This is a genomic window from Nostoc sp. (assembly GCF_036919895.1).
Lineage (GTDB): Bacteria > Cyanobacteriota > Cyanobacteriia > Cyanobacteriales > Nostocaceae > Nostoc.
Window position 1 is genome coordinate 22,593 of sequence record NZ_JBALBW010000136.1, and the last position, 17,387, is coordinate 39,979.

The 17,387-nt window shown below is 40.9% G+C and carries 14 protein-coding genes; 8 read left to right on the top strand and 6 right to left on the bottom strand.

Annotation, left to right across the window (positions count from 1 at the left end):
• Positions 1–1,008 precede the first annotated feature (1,008 nt).
• From V7K55_RS26695 to V7K55_RS26705, 3 genes are all read left to right on the top strand, one after another.
• Positions 1,009–1,215: a hypothetical protein gene (locus tag V7K55_RS26695; protein ID WP_334836263.1), complete on the top strand. Its 207-nt coding sequence runs from the start codon at positions 1,009–1,011 to the stop codon at positions 1,213–1,215.
• Positions 1,216–1,387: 172 nt separating this feature from the next.
• Positions 1,388–1,810 (top strand): HetP family heterocyst commitment protein, encoded by a 423-nt coding sequence (locus V7K55_RS26700; protein ID WP_334836318.1) that lies wholly within the window; start codon positions 1,388–1,390, stop codon positions 1,808–1,810.
• 350 nt (positions 1,811–2,160) lie between these two features.
• Positions 2,161–2,328, top strand: coding sequence for a hypothetical protein (locus V7K55_RS26705; RefSeq protein WP_334836265.1), 168 nt, complete (start codon positions 2,161–2,163; stop codon positions 2,326–2,328).
• A 267-nt stretch (positions 2,329–2,595) separates the two neighbouring features.
• Here V7K55_RS26705 and rpe read toward each other — a convergent pair whose 3' ends face one another.
• Positions 2,596–3,303 (bottom strand): ribulose-phosphate 3-epimerase, encoded by a 708-nt coding sequence (gene rpe / locus V7K55_RS26710; protein WP_114081048.1) that lies wholly within the window; start codon positions 3,301–3,303, stop codon positions 2,596–2,598.
• 170 nt (positions 3,304–3,473) lie between these two features.
• Between rpe and V7K55_RS26715 the strand changes: the two genes are divergently transcribed.
• The 3 genes from V7K55_RS26715 (at position 3,474) to V7K55_RS26725 (ending at position 8,693) form a co-directional block, all read left to right on the top strand.
• Positions 3,474–5,069 carry a S8 family serine peptidase gene (locus tag V7K55_RS26715; RefSeq protein WP_334836268.1) on the top strand — a complete coding sequence of 532 codons (1,596 nt, stop codon included), beginning with the start codon at positions 3,474–3,476 and terminating at the stop codon, positions 5,067–5,069.
• Positions 5,070–5,502: 433 nt separating this feature from the next.
• Positions 5,503–6,834: a serpin family protein gene (locus tag V7K55_RS26720; protein ID WP_334836270.1), complete on the top strand. Its 1,332-nt coding sequence runs from the start codon at positions 5,503–5,505 to the stop codon at positions 6,832–6,834.
• 347 nt (positions 6,835–7,181) lie between these two features.
• Entirely contained in the window at positions 7,182–8,693 is a 1,512-nt protein-coding gene (locus tag V7K55_RS26725) for a beta strand repeat-containing protein (RefSeq protein ID WP_334836272.1), read from the top strand.
• A 683-nt stretch (positions 8,694–9,376) separates the two neighbouring features.
• Here V7K55_RS26725 and V7K55_RS26730 read toward each other — a convergent pair.
• Positions 9,377–10,543 (bottom strand): AI-2E family transporter, encoded by a 1,167-nt coding sequence (locus V7K55_RS26730; protein ID WP_334836275.1) that lies wholly within the window; start codon positions 10,541–10,543, stop codon positions 9,377–9,379.
• Between the two features lie 109 nt (positions 10,544–10,652).
• Here V7K55_RS26730 and V7K55_RS26735 point away from each other — a divergent pair, with 109 nt between their 5' ends.
• Both V7K55_RS26735 and V7K55_RS26740 read left to right on the top strand, forming a co-directional pair.
• Positions 10,653–11,150: a hypothetical protein gene (locus V7K55_RS26735; protein ID WP_442949120.1), complete on the top strand. Its 498-nt coding sequence runs from the start codon at positions 10,653–10,655 to the stop codon at positions 11,148–11,150.
• A 286-nt stretch (positions 11,151–11,436) separates the two neighbouring features.
• The gene (locus V7K55_RS26740; protein WP_334836278.1) at positions 11,437–12,852 is read left to right on the top strand and encodes an LCP family protein; all 1,416 of its coding nucleotides are present in this window, start codon (positions 11,437–11,439) and stop codon (positions 12,850–12,852) included.
• 71 nt (positions 12,853–12,923) lie between these two features.
• On the opposite strand, the gene V7K55_RS26745 is transcribed toward V7K55_RS26740, so the two are convergent.
• From V7K55_RS26745 to V7K55_RS26760, 4 genes are all read right to left on the bottom strand, one after another.
• A complete protein-coding gene (locus tag V7K55_RS26745) occupies positions 12,924–13,997 on the bottom strand; it encodes an anthranilate phosphoribosyltransferase family protein (protein WP_334836280.1) in 1,074 nt (357 codons plus the stop codon).
• Between the two features lie 72 nt (positions 13,998–14,069).
• Positions 14,070–15,017 carry a LysR family transcriptional regulator gene (locus tag V7K55_RS26750; protein ID WP_334836282.1) on the bottom strand — a complete coding sequence of 316 codons (948 nt, stop codon included), beginning with the start codon at positions 15,015–15,017 and terminating at the stop codon, positions 14,070–14,072.
• A 478-nt stretch (positions 15,018–15,495) separates the two neighbouring features.
• Positions 15,496–15,975 (bottom strand): DUF6985 domain-containing protein, encoded by a 480-nt coding sequence (locus V7K55_RS26755; protein WP_334836284.1) that lies wholly within the window; start codon positions 15,973–15,975, stop codon positions 15,496–15,498.
• 103 nt (positions 15,976–16,078) lie between these two features.
• On the bottom strand, positions 16,079–17,377 hold the full coding sequence (locus V7K55_RS26760; RefSeq protein WP_334836322.1) for a HEAT repeat domain-containing protein: 1,299 nt from the start codon (positions 17,375–17,377) through the stop codon (positions 16,079–16,081).
• Positions 17,378–17,387: the final 10 nt, after the last annotated feature.

Here is a 17,387-nt window from a genome sequence, read left to right on the forward strand (position 1 = left end):
AACCCCGCCCACGCGACTGGCTCCCCTACGTATCTTTTCAGAAATAAAACTGCATCCCTATATAACCGATGGTTATATATTTATTAGTTTATTCAATTGATAATAATTAAAAATAGTTATCTATATTATCATTAACCAGTAAGTTTTTTCCAAACTAGGCTATCTATGATTACTAGCTGATAATCATGAGATATTCACAAGTAGTTTACAGCAAGTTTATTTAGGTATGCTAAAGCTGTAGTTCTTGAAAATCCAGAAATATAAGGATAACAAATATCATTATCTAATTGAACTTATTAAAAAAATATGTTCAATCACCTGGTTGAGAACGTTTTTTTATTTAGCTTTTACTATTTTGAGAAGTTGTTTTACATCATAGTTAATGGTAGTATTTTTTAGTTACTCGACAATAATAAAGGGTTTAAATTGAGATTGTGTGGGGGGTCAGACCCCTCAAGAATTCGCAAAGGAGGACAAAATTAAAAGTTGCACAATCCGCAAGTACGTATCTAAATACATTCAGTAAATTTAACTTATAAATCTACTAACTTAGTAGATGACATTAACGACAAAAAATAGTATATATACGAATGACATTGTTAAAGCCAAGGATAAATAAATTTTTTCCACTACTCGAAAAAATATAAAAAATTGCCGGAAATTGCTTAATTAAGCAGTAGTAAGAAATACAGGCATTTTAACAGAGGAAATTTATTGAATTAGGAGTCAATAAAGTTTCAGAGGACAAAACTACATCTACCAAGAGCTACGCTGAGACTTTTGTCCTACCAGTCAAAGGAGAAGACAAAAGATAAATTTTTACCTTTCACTTACTAAAAAGCTCTAAGCAAAATTTCCTCAATTCATCGGAGGGAATCTGGATAATTAGGACTGAGCAGCCAACAAACTTGATTAAAAACTTGATTGTTTTTAATTAAAGGTTAGTTCATTAAAAGAATCATCAGGTCAAATGCAGTCGAAACCTCAAGCCAAGGGGACAGTTCAGCAATGAATCTATATAATTTGTATCCCTACTACAAGCTAGCTCTTGCCAAAACTAGTTTATTAGGGGAGTTATCAGCCAAAATTACTAAAAGTCTGCTTAACTGCACCAAGGTAAAGCTCAAACAGCAGAGAAGTTTCAGCCTGTATCTTTACCGCTCAAAGCTGCGGGAGCTAATCAGAGTTTGGGAAAGTTATGTACGCATCTGTTGATTGATAGGTTTTTATCTCACGTCAACATCCAACACCGCCAAATTGCTGATAATTTCCCGAAAGCGATTTAACAGCTGTAAAAAGGTTAATGCAGTTTGTAAGCCTTAATTGAAACGCCAATAATCGTAGAAAGATAACTAGTTTACTTCATCCAGGATAACTAAACACTATGATGAATCAAGACATTGCTGGTATTAGTAGTAACTTAGATACAACAGTAAAGGCTCAACAATTTGATAAAGTAGTTGAAGCGATTATTGCTGGAAAGTACTCTTGGGCATGTGTTTTAATGCTACGTTTTGCTGGTTATAATCCTCTCCATTACATTCCGTACCGTACCTACAATCGATTACTGAAAGAAAACTCTCAAGCCAACAGAATAAAACAACAGCAAAGTGAAAATCTAAAAATGCTGAAACACGCTAATGATTCAAGACCTGCTTATCTGGAAGTAGTTGGAAAACAAAAAACAGAAACTCGTGGTGGTTTAGACCAAAGATTGGGACAGCCAATTAACGAAAATCAATCAAGGAAATCGTCATTAAAACCAGAAGTTAATCAAGATATTTCCTTGAAACGTTGTGGGGTCAATTAAAAACAATTTGGAATCAAGAGATTCTGCTCTAGACTTGATTAAGTGTCTGAGAGCCTACCATGCGAGTTTAAACTCTATAGCATGGTAGGTTTTCGATCGCAGTGATTAATTTGATATTTTTTTGCAAAAATCTGCCAAAATGGCAATATATATACTTACAACATTGGTAAACTAATAACAACTACAACTTCGATACAAATAGAGGTGATTAGCGGCAAATAAGTTAAGTTTAAAAAATAAAATCAATGATTAGTTCTGACTATGAAATAAATCAAACTGATTACAAAAGTAGTCACTATTTCATGGAGTAAATAACTCCTATACCAAGACAAACGATTCAACCGTTGCTAATGGTGGTTCTTTTTCTGAGGAAGTCTGAGCAAAGAGAATTTGGGCAGGTGGATTCCCCCAATCCAAATTTTACACAGCTTTCATTGACTGCAGACAATGCGAGTAATGCTTATAAAACTTTCTATCCTGTGGTTGGTGTTGCTTTAGTTAATAAAGCAAACGCTTAACACCAATAACAAGAACAGAAACAGAAAAGTTACGGTTAAATCGTTGTCGTGGCTGGTGGAACTAGTAGGTCATACGCTTCTCTTTCAACTATTCTAATCCTAGTCCTCCCAACCTGGATTATCTCAGCTTTCTAAATTTTCAATTTATATAACAACTACTGGAAGTTCAAAATTTGAATAGCTTCCAGTTTTTTATGTGTAAATAAAAATAGGGTGAGCAATTTGCCCACCCTATTTTTTGTAGAGAATGGTTAATCTAAAAATGAATTAAACCTTGGCTAATTCAGGGGTAGGACGCTTGCTGTTGCGAATTGATGTAATCGCCTCAGCATAATCCTTAGCGTTAAATACAGCTGAACCAGCGACAACTGCATTAGCTCCCGCTTCCAAAACTTGCCAGGTATTATTTGCTTTCAGTCCCCCATCCACTTCAATCCAAGGGTCAAGACCGCGTTCGTCACACATTTGACGTAGCTTGCGAATTTTGGGTAACACACCTGGGATAAAGCTTTGACCACCAAAACCAGGGTTGACGCTCATAATCAGTACTAAATCGCACAAATCTAGAACGTATTCAATTAGCTCTAGAGGGCTACCAGGATTAAGTACAACTCCAGCTTTCTTACCAAGCTCTTTAATTTGCCCCAAAGTACGGTGCAGGTGTGGAGAAGCATTATGTTCGCAGTGTACGGAGATAATATCGGCACCCGCCTTAGCAAATCCTTCTACATACTTTTCTGGTTCCACAATCATCAAGTGGACATCCAGTGGCTTGGTTGTAACCGGACGAATCGCCTCCACAATCAGAGGGCCTATCGTAATATTAGGTACAAAACGACCGTCCATTACATCAACATGAATCCAATCTGCTCCGGCGGCATCTACGGCGCGAATTTCGTCACCCAGACGACTAAAATCGGCTGATAGGATGGATGGAGAAATTACAATGGGCTTTTGAGATAGGTTTTGGGTCATGGCTAGTGGGTTTTTAAGCGTCCTCGTCTGTACGCATTGTAACAAAACATTGAGCAAGACTCATAACTTTGATCCCGGCTTTTTTGGGAGTGGGTAGTAGGGGAAAAATAACCAATGCCCAATGACTAATGACCAATGACTAATAACCAATGACTAATAACTAATGACTAATGACTAAAAAACTAACCTGGATAATTTGGGGATTAAGTGCTTCTTGTTTGAGTGCGCCGGTAATTGCTTCAGCTTTAGAATCTGCTCTGGGAACCAACGGCATTGATGCTCTGAAGCTACACCAAGCTCCTTATAATTTAATCGGTCGTAAAATTGCTATTGGTCAAGTGGAAATTGGCCGACCGGGAATGTTTGGGTGGGATAAGGCAGTGTCTAAAAATCGCGCCATATCTTTAGCAGCAGTATTTTTACGTAATACTCCAGCTAAATCAAATACTGGTGTTGACCCCCACGCCTACAACGTTGCTGGTATGATGGTAAGCCAATACAAAGCTTTGCCGGGAGTTGCTCCTGGAGCGCGACTGTATTCGTCTGCGGTGGGTTCCACTAAAAATATGGGTCAGCCAGAAGAGTGTTTATCGGCCCAGCACATAGCGCTACAAAATAGTGGCGATGTCCGTGCTATTAACTTTAGCTTTGGTGAACCTCTGAGCCGCGATCCTAGACCAGAGGCTGTTTTAGATGGCAATGCTTTGCTAACTTTATGTGTTGACTGGTCTAGCCGTGTTCATGATGTTTTGTATGCGATCGCAGGGAACCAAGGTAAGGGCGGTATTCCCATTCCTACAGATAATTTTAACGGAATGAACGTGGCTTTTTCATCCAGCAGAGGGGGAGTTTTTAACAAAGTAGATGTGGCTAATCTAGCGGGTGCTAACCAAGGAGTGAGTGGAAGGCTTGCTGGAAGGGAATTTGATGTTGGTGGCCGTCGTGCTATCAGTTTAGTTGCTCCTGGGAATAATATTCCTTTGCTGAATCCAGATGGTAAATTGAATAAGGTTACAGGTACGAGTTTTGCAGCGCCTCAAGTTACGGCTACTGTTGCTCTATTGCAGGAATTTGCTGACCGACAGATAAGGACAAAACAACCCCACTGGAGCATCGATTCTCGGCATCATCAAGTAATGAAATCTGTATTGCTGAATTCAGCAGACAAAATTCAAGATAGCGGTGATGGCTTGCGGTTAGGAATGAGCCGGACGCTAATTGATAAACAAAATCAAAACTGGCTAGATTCTGATGCTTATAAAGATCCAAAAATTCCTTTGGATGCTCAAATGGGAGCGGGTCATTTGAACGCATTTCGCGCTTATGAGCAATTTAGTGCTGGTCAATGGCAGCCATCAGCTGCGGTTCCGGCTATTGGTTGGGATTATGGCACAGTCGCTGTTGGAGCATCTGTTGATTATGTGTTAGCAAAACCATTAAAGCAGGGGAGTTTTGTTGCTGTTACCTTGAGTTGGGATCGATTGGTGGAACTCAACGATAAAAATAAAAACCAGCAATATGACGTGGGCGAAAATTTTCGCGATCGCGGCTTAAATAATCTCGACCTATACTTAGTAAAAGCTGATGCTCAAAATTCCGATGCTGGTGCTGTTTGCTCCTCAATCAGCCCAATTGATAGTGTAGAACATATTTTCTGCCCCGTTCCTGCTACAGGCAATTACAAAATCCGCGTTCAGTTTCGTCAAAAGCTCAATGAAGCAACTCAACCTTATAGTTTAGCTTGGTGGAGTGTACCTATCAATTAGAATAGGAGCGCACAATCTTTGTATCTGTGTCATTACAGCGTTTTTATCTATTTGAACAATATTATCCTATCGGGACGCATAGCTGTGCGTCCCTAAAAAAGTTTGGTATTTCGTGAACTGAGAAACGTGATTTTATGTTTAAAAACCAATAACGGGGGTTATTTTGTGATTGGGTAGTCTACAATACTGTTATTGATAAATAGAAAAATTCCTAAAAATCGAAGTTTTTCATAATTCCTCTGCATAGCCGCCCTAATTAAGAATTAGCAGATAGAAGAAGTCGTGTTTTATTTCTCTAAGCTATTAACTTGCTGTTACAAAAACTGTAACAGTCCCATTTTCTATTGGAGCAAATGCAATAGTTAATCATTGACACAGTATCTGCGTCAACTCTAAGCACAGATCGGGAATCTTTGGCAATTGAGGTAGCAGAATGAATCGACAAAAATTTAGTGACGCAAAAGAAAACTTTCTGCAAAGACGTTATGGTGTGAGTCTAGGCAGACGTTATGCTCTGGCAGCTGCAAGTGTTGTTCTATTCAGTGTATTAGGGTGTTCTCAAGTTGAGAGTAACAAAAGCGCCCTTGCCCAATCTAGTTTACCTCAACCAGAAACTCCATTGCAAAAAAAAACAGTCAACCCTGATACAAGAATAGTTGAGTCTAGCAATAAGTTTGGCTTCAAACTATTTTCAGAAGTTCTGAAAGACGATAAAGGTGAGAACAATATTTTTATCTCACCTTCGAGTATAGCGATCGCTCTCGCCATGACCTACAACGGCGCTAGCGGCTCAACTCAACAAGCAATGGCAAAAACCCTAGAATTACAGGGAATGAATCTACCAGAAATCAATTCTGCTTACGCGGCGGCATTAAAGCAGCTTTTAGACAATCAGGATGCAAAAGTACAATTGAGTATTGCTAACTCGCTTTGGGCAAATCAAGATGTTAGCTTTGCACCAGATTTCCTCAAAAGAACCCAGGATTTCTATCAAGCTAAGGTTAGCAATTTAAACTTTAAAGATGCCGCAGCGTCAAGTATTATAAATAACTGGGTAAAAGAAAATACTAAAGGTAAAATTACTAAAATAGTTGAAAAAGTTGAACCAAATCAAGTATTGTTTCTAATTAATGCCATATATTTTAAAGGTAATTGGAGTAACGAATTTGACAAAAGGAAAACTGCCCAATACCCTTTTTACATCACACCTAGTAGACGAAAACAACACCTGATGATGTCACAAGAAGGTGACTATAGATATTATGAAAATGAAGAATTTCAGGCAGTTAGTTTACCTTATGGTAAAGATGGAAAAACCAGTTTTTATATATTCCTTCCCAAACAGAACTCTAATCTGAAAGCCTTATATCAAAACCTGAGTTTTGAAAACTGGGAAAAATGGATGACTCAGTTCAACAAACAAAAAGGCTTTATTAGGCTACCACGCTTTAAAACAGATTACGAAGTTACACTCAATGATGCCTTGAAAAGTTTAGGCATGGAAGAGGCTTTCAGCAACAAAGCTAATTTTTCTGGCATGGGTAAAAATTTTGCCATTAGCCAAGTTAAGCATAAAACTTTTGTCGAAGTGAACGAAGAAGGGACTGAAGCGGCTGCGGCTACTTCAGTGGGAATAGTTGCAACATCTTTGAGACAGGAACCAGAACCATTCCGAATGATTGTCGATCGTCCCTTCTTCTGTGCTATTAGGAATAATCAAACGGGAAGTATTTTGTTTATGGGTTCCATCATTGACCCACATTGACCAAATAATTTAACGTAATTTGTAATTAAAATTGTTCTAAGTCTTTGATTGTCAGAGACATAAGACATAACTCGCATTGCTGAGGCGATTTCTTTCTATCATAGGCGATCGCTTACCCATTCAAATTAACCAACACCTCACCTATCCACACAAGCTATCCCACCGTGCATACTTCACCATTGGCTTCTCAGGAGCAATCTGCCTTCGTTGTAATAGTTGATCTCTTTAAAAAACTCATACCTAAATACTCCTTCTGAAGTTGAAAAAATAGTTACAAGTCATAGTATTATCAAAATGCTACTTGAACACAATTTTATACACTTCAATAAAAAATCGGAGTAGTAATAATGGCTACATTCACCGTTACTAATACCAACAATAGTGGTGCTGGTTCACTGCGGCAGGAAATTCTAGATGCTAATGCCCTAAAAGGAAAAGACATCATCAATTTTGGTGGACTGTTTAACGATGGACTTGCTCATACCATCAGTCTGACTGGTAGTGGTCTAAATATCACAGATGACACAATCATTCAAGGCACAAATCCCAACTTACTAACTATTAGTGATAATAGTGCGACACGTGTCTTTGATATTACCACTGCTGTAACTGCTGTAATCAACGGGCTGACTGTTACCAATACATATAATGGCTACAATAATGGCACGGCAGGGGGTGGTGGTATTTCCAATGAAGGTACTCTTACATTAAATAACAGCATCATCACTGGCAATACTGTATACCATAATGCATTAGATACACAAGAAAACACCATCAGCGCGGGTGGTGGTATTTACAACACTGGCAGCCTTACAGTCAACTACAGTACTATTAGTAACAACTCGGCTGGTGATTCTTACTCTTACTACAGCGATGGTGGTGGTATTTACAACACTGGCAGCCTCAGAGTGAAAGGTAGCAACATCACTGGTAATATAATAGGTGACGAAATTGATAGCTTTGGTGGTGGTATCTATTCTGTCCAACCTTTGAAAAATGGTACCAACTCTAACAGCGTACTTGTGATAGATAGCACCATCACGAACAATTCGGGAGAATTTGGTGGTGGTATTTATTTAGAAAATGGAATAGTGAGTCACAGCACTATCAGTGGTAATTCGGCAGACTTTGGCGGCGGTCTTTATTTAATAAATGTAACCCTTAGTTACAGCACTATCACTAATAATTCGGTTCCTGCTAACGGCGGCGGTATCTTTTCATCTGGAGGTACAATAAGTTACAGCACCATCACCAATAATTCGGCGGGTGAGAACGGCGGCGGTATCATTTTATCTAGAAGTACAGTAAGTTACAGCACCATCAGTGGTAATTCGGCACAAGATGGTGGTGGCGGTATATACATAGATGCTAATGGTATAATAAATTACAGCATCATTAGTGGTAATTCGGCACAAGATGGCGGCGGCATTTACGCATATAGTGATGGCACAGTAAATCATAGTATCATCAGTGGTAATACGGCGAAAGAAGAGGGTGGAGGAATAGATGTATATCTTGCTAGTGTTAATTCTCAGATTTTTCTGAACGTGAGTGATAGCACCCTTAGTAACAATCAGGCACACTTTGGCGGTGGCATCTACAATGAAGGTGCCTTCATAGTAAGCAAGAGCATTATCAAACACAATAGAGCTTTCGGGATTGAACTTAGTTCTGGTAAAAAAGAGTCTGGTAAAGGTGGCGGCATTTACAATGATTCTATCTATGGCGGCACTACCACACTAGACTACAGCACCATCGCTTGTAACTTCGATACCCCAGAAGAAGATTCAACTAAGTTTATCAAGGTGGATAATCTTGTAGGTAAATTCATTAAGAAAGGCTCATCTGTGAGAGGTTAGCGATCGCTAACCCATTCCAACCAACTAACGCCCCATCCACACAAGTTATCCTTCACTGCGGAAACTTCCTTACCCCTCTTCTGTCACTCTCAGAAAACATTTGCCATTTCTGAGTTCTAGAGCTTTTGTATAGCAAGCGCTCGCACGATTATTTTCTAATAACAAATACAAGACCCATTTTTTCTAATAGTATAGCTTGTATTGATTGCCTCATGAGGCTTCTAGCGATCGCCCTCTCGGAGAGTGACAGAAGAGGGTTACAGCCCTTCCGGCGGCTATGAGGTACATCCTCAAAGCTGAAAGCTGTGATAGGAGAGAGGCTAGAGTAAAACTGTATGCATAATAGCCGGAAGCGCTGTAACAATCCTTATCTAGATAAACACAACTAAGAGATTCTGACTTTTCACGGGAAGTCCTCAAGCCCCAAAAAACGTGAATTTTTCCACAGGCTAATTCTCAATAGCTCTAAGTTAATGAAAATAGCTAACGGAAAAATCAGGGCTTGGAAAACCCTCAAAATGGCCTTTTCCACATGCCGTGAAAAGTCAGCTAAGAGATTGACGATTTTAGTTTGTTTAACGTCACTTGTAGGTGGGGCTTTTAGCAAGTAATCTCAAATCTAAAATTGACATGGTAAAAAATTCAAAATCAAAATATTTTGATTTTGAATTTTAAATTTAATTTTAAGGTAATGTCGCTTCAGAAATACTCAATGTGTTGTTAGCGTCAGCTTTCGGGGACTCGTTGGCTGCAACGGGTGCAGTTATTTCCCCCGTACCGCTATCGTTTGTCTGGCCTCCAAGACGCAAGGCACTTAAAGCGGTTTTAATCACAACAGCTGTGGGTACTGCCACAATTACACCCAAAAGTCCGCCAATTCTTGCCCCTGTTAAAACTGAAATTAAAATCCAAACTGGATTTAAACCTGTAAAACTGCCTAAAATTCGGGGGGCAATTAAGTTTTCGAGAATTTGCTGTACGATTAATGCTGCTATCAACACTCTCACACCCATTGAGAAATCTTGCAGTGCTACCAATAATGTAGTTAGAGCGATGCCCACAGAGCCACCAAAAGGTATAAGAGCCATCAAACCAATAGTTAAGCCGAATAGCAGCCCAAATGGTACTTTTAGCCACAAAAAGGTAGGAATGAGGGCTGAGGCCATGCAGGTAGATAAAATCAACTGGGTGATGAAGAAATTTTGAAAGCTCATGCGGACTGTTTTCGAGAAAGGATCGCGAAATTTAGAAGGTAGCCATTCCACTAAACTTTCCCAGAGTTCACTCCCATGCTGTAAAAGGTAGAAAGTCAAAACCATCGTCAAGAGGATATCTAGAAGACTTGTGACTGTAACTACCGCCAGATTTAAAACTTGTCCAGCGATCGCTTGTAATTGTCCCTTGACGCGATCGTTGATTTGCACTACCAGAGCATCGAGGTTAATCGGTAAGCCAAAAGTCTCAGCTTTTTCGTTTAATATCATTAACTGAGAGCGTCCAGAGTCGATCAATTCTGGCAAACGAGCCACCAGCTGTTGAGCTTGGGTAAGGGCCAACGGAAAAAGTGTCACACCCAACGCCAATAAAACCGATAAAGCCAGGAGAAATACTAGGATGGCAACTTGATCTCGTTTAGCACCATGATGTTCCAGCCAACTTACGGGGTAGTTGAGCAGAAATGCTAGGACTGAGGCTCCGACTAAAATGACTATGAGAGAATGGAAATAATTAAAAAAGACCGAAAGTGCCCAACCATTTAGAACTAGCAGCGGAACGAATAACGCGATCGCCACGATTCGCGCTATTGGTGTGAATGTTTGCCACCAGTCGAGTAGCTTGCGTGTCTGCATTTTGAGCTAATTGCGGGATAGAACTAAGTTAAATCTTTCTTTACAGCTTATTATCGCTAACTATATGAGTCTTATTCATCCCTCTAGTTTAGGAGTTAGACTAACCTCAATGGAAAATTTTGAACCGAAAGAGAATGGGGAGTGGGAACAAGGGGAAAAGGGGACAAGGGGACAAGGGGATAAAGAAAGTGCTTTCCCAATGCCCAATACTTCTATACGAGAGGCTGCGCCAACGACTTCGCTCAGTATAAATGCCCAATACCCAATACCCAATACCCAGTTGCTTTTATATTTGATTCCGATTATCGGCTTTTTTCCATCTTTGTGGACTCTTTATCGTGGCCAGGGTAGTCGGGAACAACTTGCTATTAGTCGTCTGTCTATTACTTTGGCACTTACTTGGCTGTTGGGATATTTATTATTAAGTACCGGAGCCGCAACTTCAGATTTTTTTCCGCTACGTCTATTTATCCTGAATAGCTTTCTCACATCGGGTTACTTTTTAGTGAGTATCTGGTTGATTTTGCGCCTGGCACAGGGCAAATCTGGGCGTTTACCAGGGTTTAGTACTTTAGCCGAACGAGTGTTTGGCAAGTATTTATCTTAATTTTTTAGAGTGATAATTTATCAGTGTTTTTACTTATTTAATAAAAAATTACGGTTGATTCATTTATATATCTAGTCAAATCCAGTTTATTATTGCCATACTTCAGTAAAACATCTCTAGATTCTCCCAAAAGAAGGAAAAATGCTGCTATAAGTGTTGTGGTTGACACTACATTAAAAAAGTTAGCACTGATAATTAAGAGTTAGCTATTATGGGTTGATTTGTCTGGATGTTTTTGGTCTGCAAATTTACCGAATTTAATTATTGAGTAAGTGTGAGGAAGTCTGTGACCATTCAAAGAAGTTCGGCGGAAGAAAACCAGTCGGGAAAAGCCTCAAAGTCCAATAAAAAAATTGCTCTAAACTCAAAATCTGGACGTTGGCTGTGGTTTTGGGTAGGGATGAGTGGGATTGCAATGGTGTCAGCAACAGCTGGGGCACTTTTGGCGGTGTCTTTAACTAGTACGCCTTTGCAGCAAGCCCAGCTAAGTCCACAGGAAGAGGCGGCCTTTGATGGCGATCGCATTTCTGGAGGTGTGATGCGATTTTCACAATTAACTCGCCCAGTGAATCTCTTAGTTATGGGGATGAGTGTACTTCCCCCGGATATCCAAAACCCTCCCCCAGAAACGAAAAACCTCAGATACCAGCCCCAGGTAAACTCCTTTGATGGTCTTTCGGATGTAATGCTCTTGCTTAAATTCGATCCAGAGACGAAAAAAATAATTATGCTCTCTATCCCCAGAGATACCCGCACACAAATAGAAGGGTATGGGGTGAAAAAAATTAATGCTGCCAATGTTGACGGCGGGCCAGCTTTGACTGCCAGAACCGTCAGTAATCTCTTAGGTGGTGCGGGAATCGATCGCTATATCCGAATTAACGTTTTGGGAGTTGCCAAGCTAATTGATGCTTTGGGTGGCGTAACAGTTTATGTCCCCAAAAATATGAAGTATCAAGATGATTCTCAACATTTGTACATCAATTTGAAGGCGGGTAAGCAGCATCTCGGCGGCGATCAGGCATTGCAATTACTGCGGTTTCGCCATGACGAACTTGGTGATATTGGTCGGATTCAGCGCCAGCAAATGGTCATTCGGGCTTTGATGGATCAAACACTCAACCCAACTACTGTTGCTCAATTACCTAAAGTTTTGGATGTAGTTAAAGACCACATCGACACCAATTTGACGGTTGAGGAGTTAGTGGCGCTAATGGGTTTTGGGGTGCGAACTAATCGCTCTAATATGCAAATGTTAATGTTGCCAGGTCGCTTTAGCGAGAAAGGCGAGTTTGATGCTAGCTATTGGTTGCCTAACAAAGATGGTATTGCTAAACTCATGGCTCAACACTTTGGTTTAGAGTCAGAACAGAGTCAGCAGACGACGACCGATCCACGTTCTTTGCGTGTAGCAATTCAAGATAGTACAGGTGGCGATCGCTCTAATCTTCAACCATTAATTAGAGCCTTGGAAAAATCTGGATATCGTAACATTTATATAGCTAAGGCATGGGGTGAACCTTTAGATGTGACTCATATTGTCGCCCAACAAGGAGATGGTGACAGTGCCGAATCAATTCGCAACACTTTGGGATTTGGCGAAGTGCGTGTGGAAAGTACTGGCAATCTTGGCTCGGATGTCAGTATCCAAGTCGGTCAGGATTGGTTGCAACAAAAATCTATTTTGGAGAAGGCGAAATAATTCGTAATGGGCTAGGCCCCGCTACGCTCTAAGCGCAGCTATGCCGCAGGCTTTACGTAATTCGTAATTAATTACACTGGTACAGATGCTGCTGAGAGCGAATTTACTATCTGGCTGAGTTCTTGGAGTTTAGCTGCTACTGTGCCATTGGTTAATAATTCTTCTGCTTTAGCTAAACCCTCTGGTATATCTGAACAAATACCACTCCGCCATAAGTAAAATCCACCATTCCACAAGGCTGTTTGCATTAATTCGCCTGGTTTACCTGCCAAAACATCCTGAATATCCGCCACCAATTCTTCAGTAGTTCCAAGAGGTACGTTCTTGGTAGTAAAGCCGTAATCACGCGGTGCGAGGTGCAATCGTTCTACCTCTTGAGATGCTACGGATGAAGATAAGCTGATAATTGCAGTGCGATCGCGCGGTAAGTCGCAACTACCTTCCAATCCTTTAACTAATGTAAATTTTGTTACTCCCCTCAACCCCAAAGCTATCTTAAACATTCCTTCTGTTGGCGGATGAACAAATCCAGCAATGACGTGAGCATCGCCAGCATAAGGACACCAAATTAGCTCCATTGTCGCTAAGGGTGGACGTTTGCCAAGTTGGTCGCGGTACTCCCAAATACTTGTAGTTAAGGGAAAATGCTGAGGTAGATAAATAAAGCCAATTCCTGTTTGCTCAAACACTTGCTGGGTTTTGACTAGTGGTAGAGTAGTCCAATCGACTCCTAAACCTTGCCAAATATCGATTAGAGGTAAGCCGTACTTTGTTGGCAGGCGATCGCCACCATGCATTACCACTGGTTGTCCAACTGCGGCGAGTAGTAAAGCTGTTACGGGACTAATTGGTGCTGTGCGGGTTCTGCCATCATAAGGGACACCAAGAGCGATCGCAGTTCGTCCAGAGTCGAATGGTTGCAGTTTTGGCCCCAGTTCATCATAAGCATCCAACATTCCCGCTAACTCTTCCCCCGTCGGACGTTTGATTCGATGAGCAATCAAAAACGCTCCGATTTGGGCTGGTGTAGCTTCACCCAGCAGCATCATTTTAGTGGCGGTGGCTGCTTGGACGCGAGTTAAATTTTCGCCTGTGTGGTTTCCGCTACCTACTTTTTGTAGTAATTCCCTAAATACATTACTCATTTATCTTTTGTCATTTGTCATTTGTCCATTGTCCTTTGTGAATAACCGAAAATGACCAATGACCAATGACGTTTAAGAAACCGATCGCTTCCGATCGATTTGTAATGGGATATTTTCGCGCACCAGTTGCCAAAAGTGCTTGATGGGGGGAATTTGCAGTCGGTCTTGAGTTGTTACCATAACTACCCGCCGAGTCAAACTCGAACCATCTGCTAAACCACTAGTACTATTGCTGGCTAAGGAACGAATCGCTAGGGTTGGATCTTGGCGTGCTTCCATTAATGCTGATTGAGGAAGCAAAGCTATCAGTTCTCCTTGGCGCACCACTCCCCGAAAGGCATCTAGGGTATTTACCTCTAAAGCCGCCTGGAGTGTAGCTTCCATTCGGTCAAATCTATCTTGGATTAAGCGCTGCATCCCATAACCATCTTTAAAAACCACTTGCGGATAACGAATTAGCTCCGACCAAGGGACGAATTCATATTGAGCTAAGGGATGATTGGCTGCGGTTAAAACTTCTATCGGTTCATCATAAAGTACTTCTACTACCATTTCTCTAGCAGTGGTTAAAAAGCGATTATTCATCACAATTGCTAAATCCACCAATCCATCTTTAAGGACTTTCAGGGCGCGATCGCTTCCCAATGAAGTTACCCGCAATTGCACATCTGGATAATCATGACAAAACTTTTGCAACACTGGTGGTAAGTAAGAACCACATAAAGAGTGAATCACGGCAATGCAAAGTTCTGGTTGCTTTCCGGCTATTAAATCGGCTAATTCTTGTGTAGCTGTCTCCCATTCTTGGCAAATTTTGCGGACACGGGGTAGTAAACATTCACCTCCCAGCGTTAATTTAGCGTGAGTAGTTCTGTGAAACAGTTCTACACCCAAATCTGCTTCTAATGCCTGAATTTGCCGGCTAATCGTTGATTGGGTAACACCACATTTTCGCGCTGCTTGTTGAAAACTGCCGGTTTGGGCGATCGCTAGAAAGGCTTGCAACTGCTCTAGGCGCATTTTTATGTAGCCTGAATTACATTTATCAGCTTCATTAAGTTAACGGCTTTTTAACCACAATTTAGTATAGTTTGTTACAGTATGTTTTCCACGATTTAGATTTGTCTAAATCAGTTTTTACTGCTTTTGTCATCAATTATCCGCTTTGCACGGATTTTTTCGGAAAATATGGCCAAAAAAGACTTGACTATTTTCTGCTGAAATATATGAATTTTTAAATAAGATTTTCAAGCCATCACATTATGCGACGGATTATTAGGTGTCAGTAACACAAGTTTTTGTGCAACTTACAGATACAGATGCGATCGCGTCAATTCGCTTCTCGAAATTAAAAATTATATTTTTATAACCCTTACTCAGTCACGATCTAAAGCTGAGGTGTAAAGTCAGGCTAAACGAGGGTAGCATTAGCAGGACTAAGTTCCAAATTGTCTAACTATTCTGACTGCTGGATTCTGACTACTAAATCCTTACGTATTTACCTTTCTATTTCACCTATCTGATCTGCATCATCTGCTACTCCATTACGAAAGCGAACTTCTAAGCCGTGTTCTGGCTCCCAGGAACACTCGGCTATTAATTCAAAGGTAGCAATATGCAGGTCATACTCAACGTGGGGCGGCACATAGATATATGAGAAAGTCACCTCATCCCAAATCTGAATGGAATTAGCCATCTGCGGCATTTCCTCATCCCCTACCATCTCACGATATACATCATAATTTTGCAGCACCAGAGGCGCAGTGATGCTTAACACATCGCTTGGCAAGGTTAAAGCTTGCCGAATAGCTTCACGCTGGAGCGATGAGAGTTGCCCTATCTGCCCCTGTTCAAAATCCACGCAAATCGATACACAGCGATCGCCTAAAACCGCACATTGTTCTAGAGTCCAGTGGTTGGATTCGATTCTCATCTGTCCAAACTCAGCATCGTAGTAACTCGTTGGGAGTTTCTTCATGTAAAGAATAGATTGTATAAAGTTTCTGATAGGGCATATTGCCAAACTTGGGAAACTATCAAGGCTAGTCTCGCTCTATTTTCTCATCTTTTTTGAAGAGAATTTACCACTCAGCCAAAGCGATCGCTATTCCTTGTTGCAAATCTGGTGTGAGTGCAGCATTATTGGCTAATTGCAGCAATTTTTGATGTGCGGCTTCCCCATCTAAATTTTTGAGTGCAGCGATCGCGTGTAGTCTCACTGATGCATTAGAATCAGCTAGCAGCCGAATCAATGGTTCAATAGCTTGGATTTCGCCTAACTGTCCTAAAGATAAAGCGATCGCACTTTTTACATTAGCAATCTCTGTAGCTGGATGTAGCAATCGCAGTATTTGCAGTAATATTTCTGTCGCTGGTGTAGTTTGCGGCTTTTGCACTCGCCCCAAAACTGTGACAATTTCTTGCCAAAGTGTCTCTGAAGTGATTTGATTAAATGCTGTTTGCAAATATTCCAAACTCGATGGTGTCCCCATCCAACTTAAAGCGCGGATAGTTTCTAATTGCAGCTTTATCGGTGTCTGGGGTGAAATCAACAAATTAAATAAATGTTTTGCAGCCTCATCACAACCCATCCGAGAAAGGGAAACTACGGCTGCACAACAAACATCAAGATTAAAGTCGTAAAGCCTCGGTTGCAATCTCGTCACCAAATCTAAGGCTTCGCATAAGTCGTGGCGAAAACCTAAACCAAGCACTGCTGCACGCCTAACTATAGCAGCAATATCATCCAAAGCGTTTAACAAGATTGGTGGTATACGTTCGTCATGAAAACTGCTGAGGGCTTCAATTGCAGCAGTGCGGATTGTTGGTTGTGAATCTTGCACTACACTCAACAGAGGTGTGATGGTTTCTGTTTGGGGAATGCAAGAAAGCGATCGCACTGCTAAAAGTCGTGTATCTTCATTTAATAGAAGTTCAGAGAGGGCAGCGATCGCAACAGTACCCATTTGTCCTAATGCTGTAGCTGCGATCGCTTTAAGTTCTTCATCCTCATCAGTTTTCAACAATTCAACTAAGGGTGCGATCGCATCTGGGTGCTGAAATTCCCCCAAAGTCCGCGCTGCATACCAGCGTAATTCTTCTTCTGCATCTTCATCCTCTAAGATGTCAATGAGTGGTGGGATGGCAATATCTCCCAAGCGAGTCAACACCTTGGTGATTTCCCAGCGTTGTTGAAAATCTCCCATCTCTAACATTGAAAGTGTTAATGTCAGTAGATATTCTCGATTCTTAACTATCTCTGGATGTTGCGAATCTGTCCCTAAAATTAATTGTTGTAAGTATTGAATCAGTGATGACCAATCAGCTGCATTATATGCTGTCTGGGCTTGCACCAAAAGCTGGTTGATGTTACTCACGATACCCTGAATT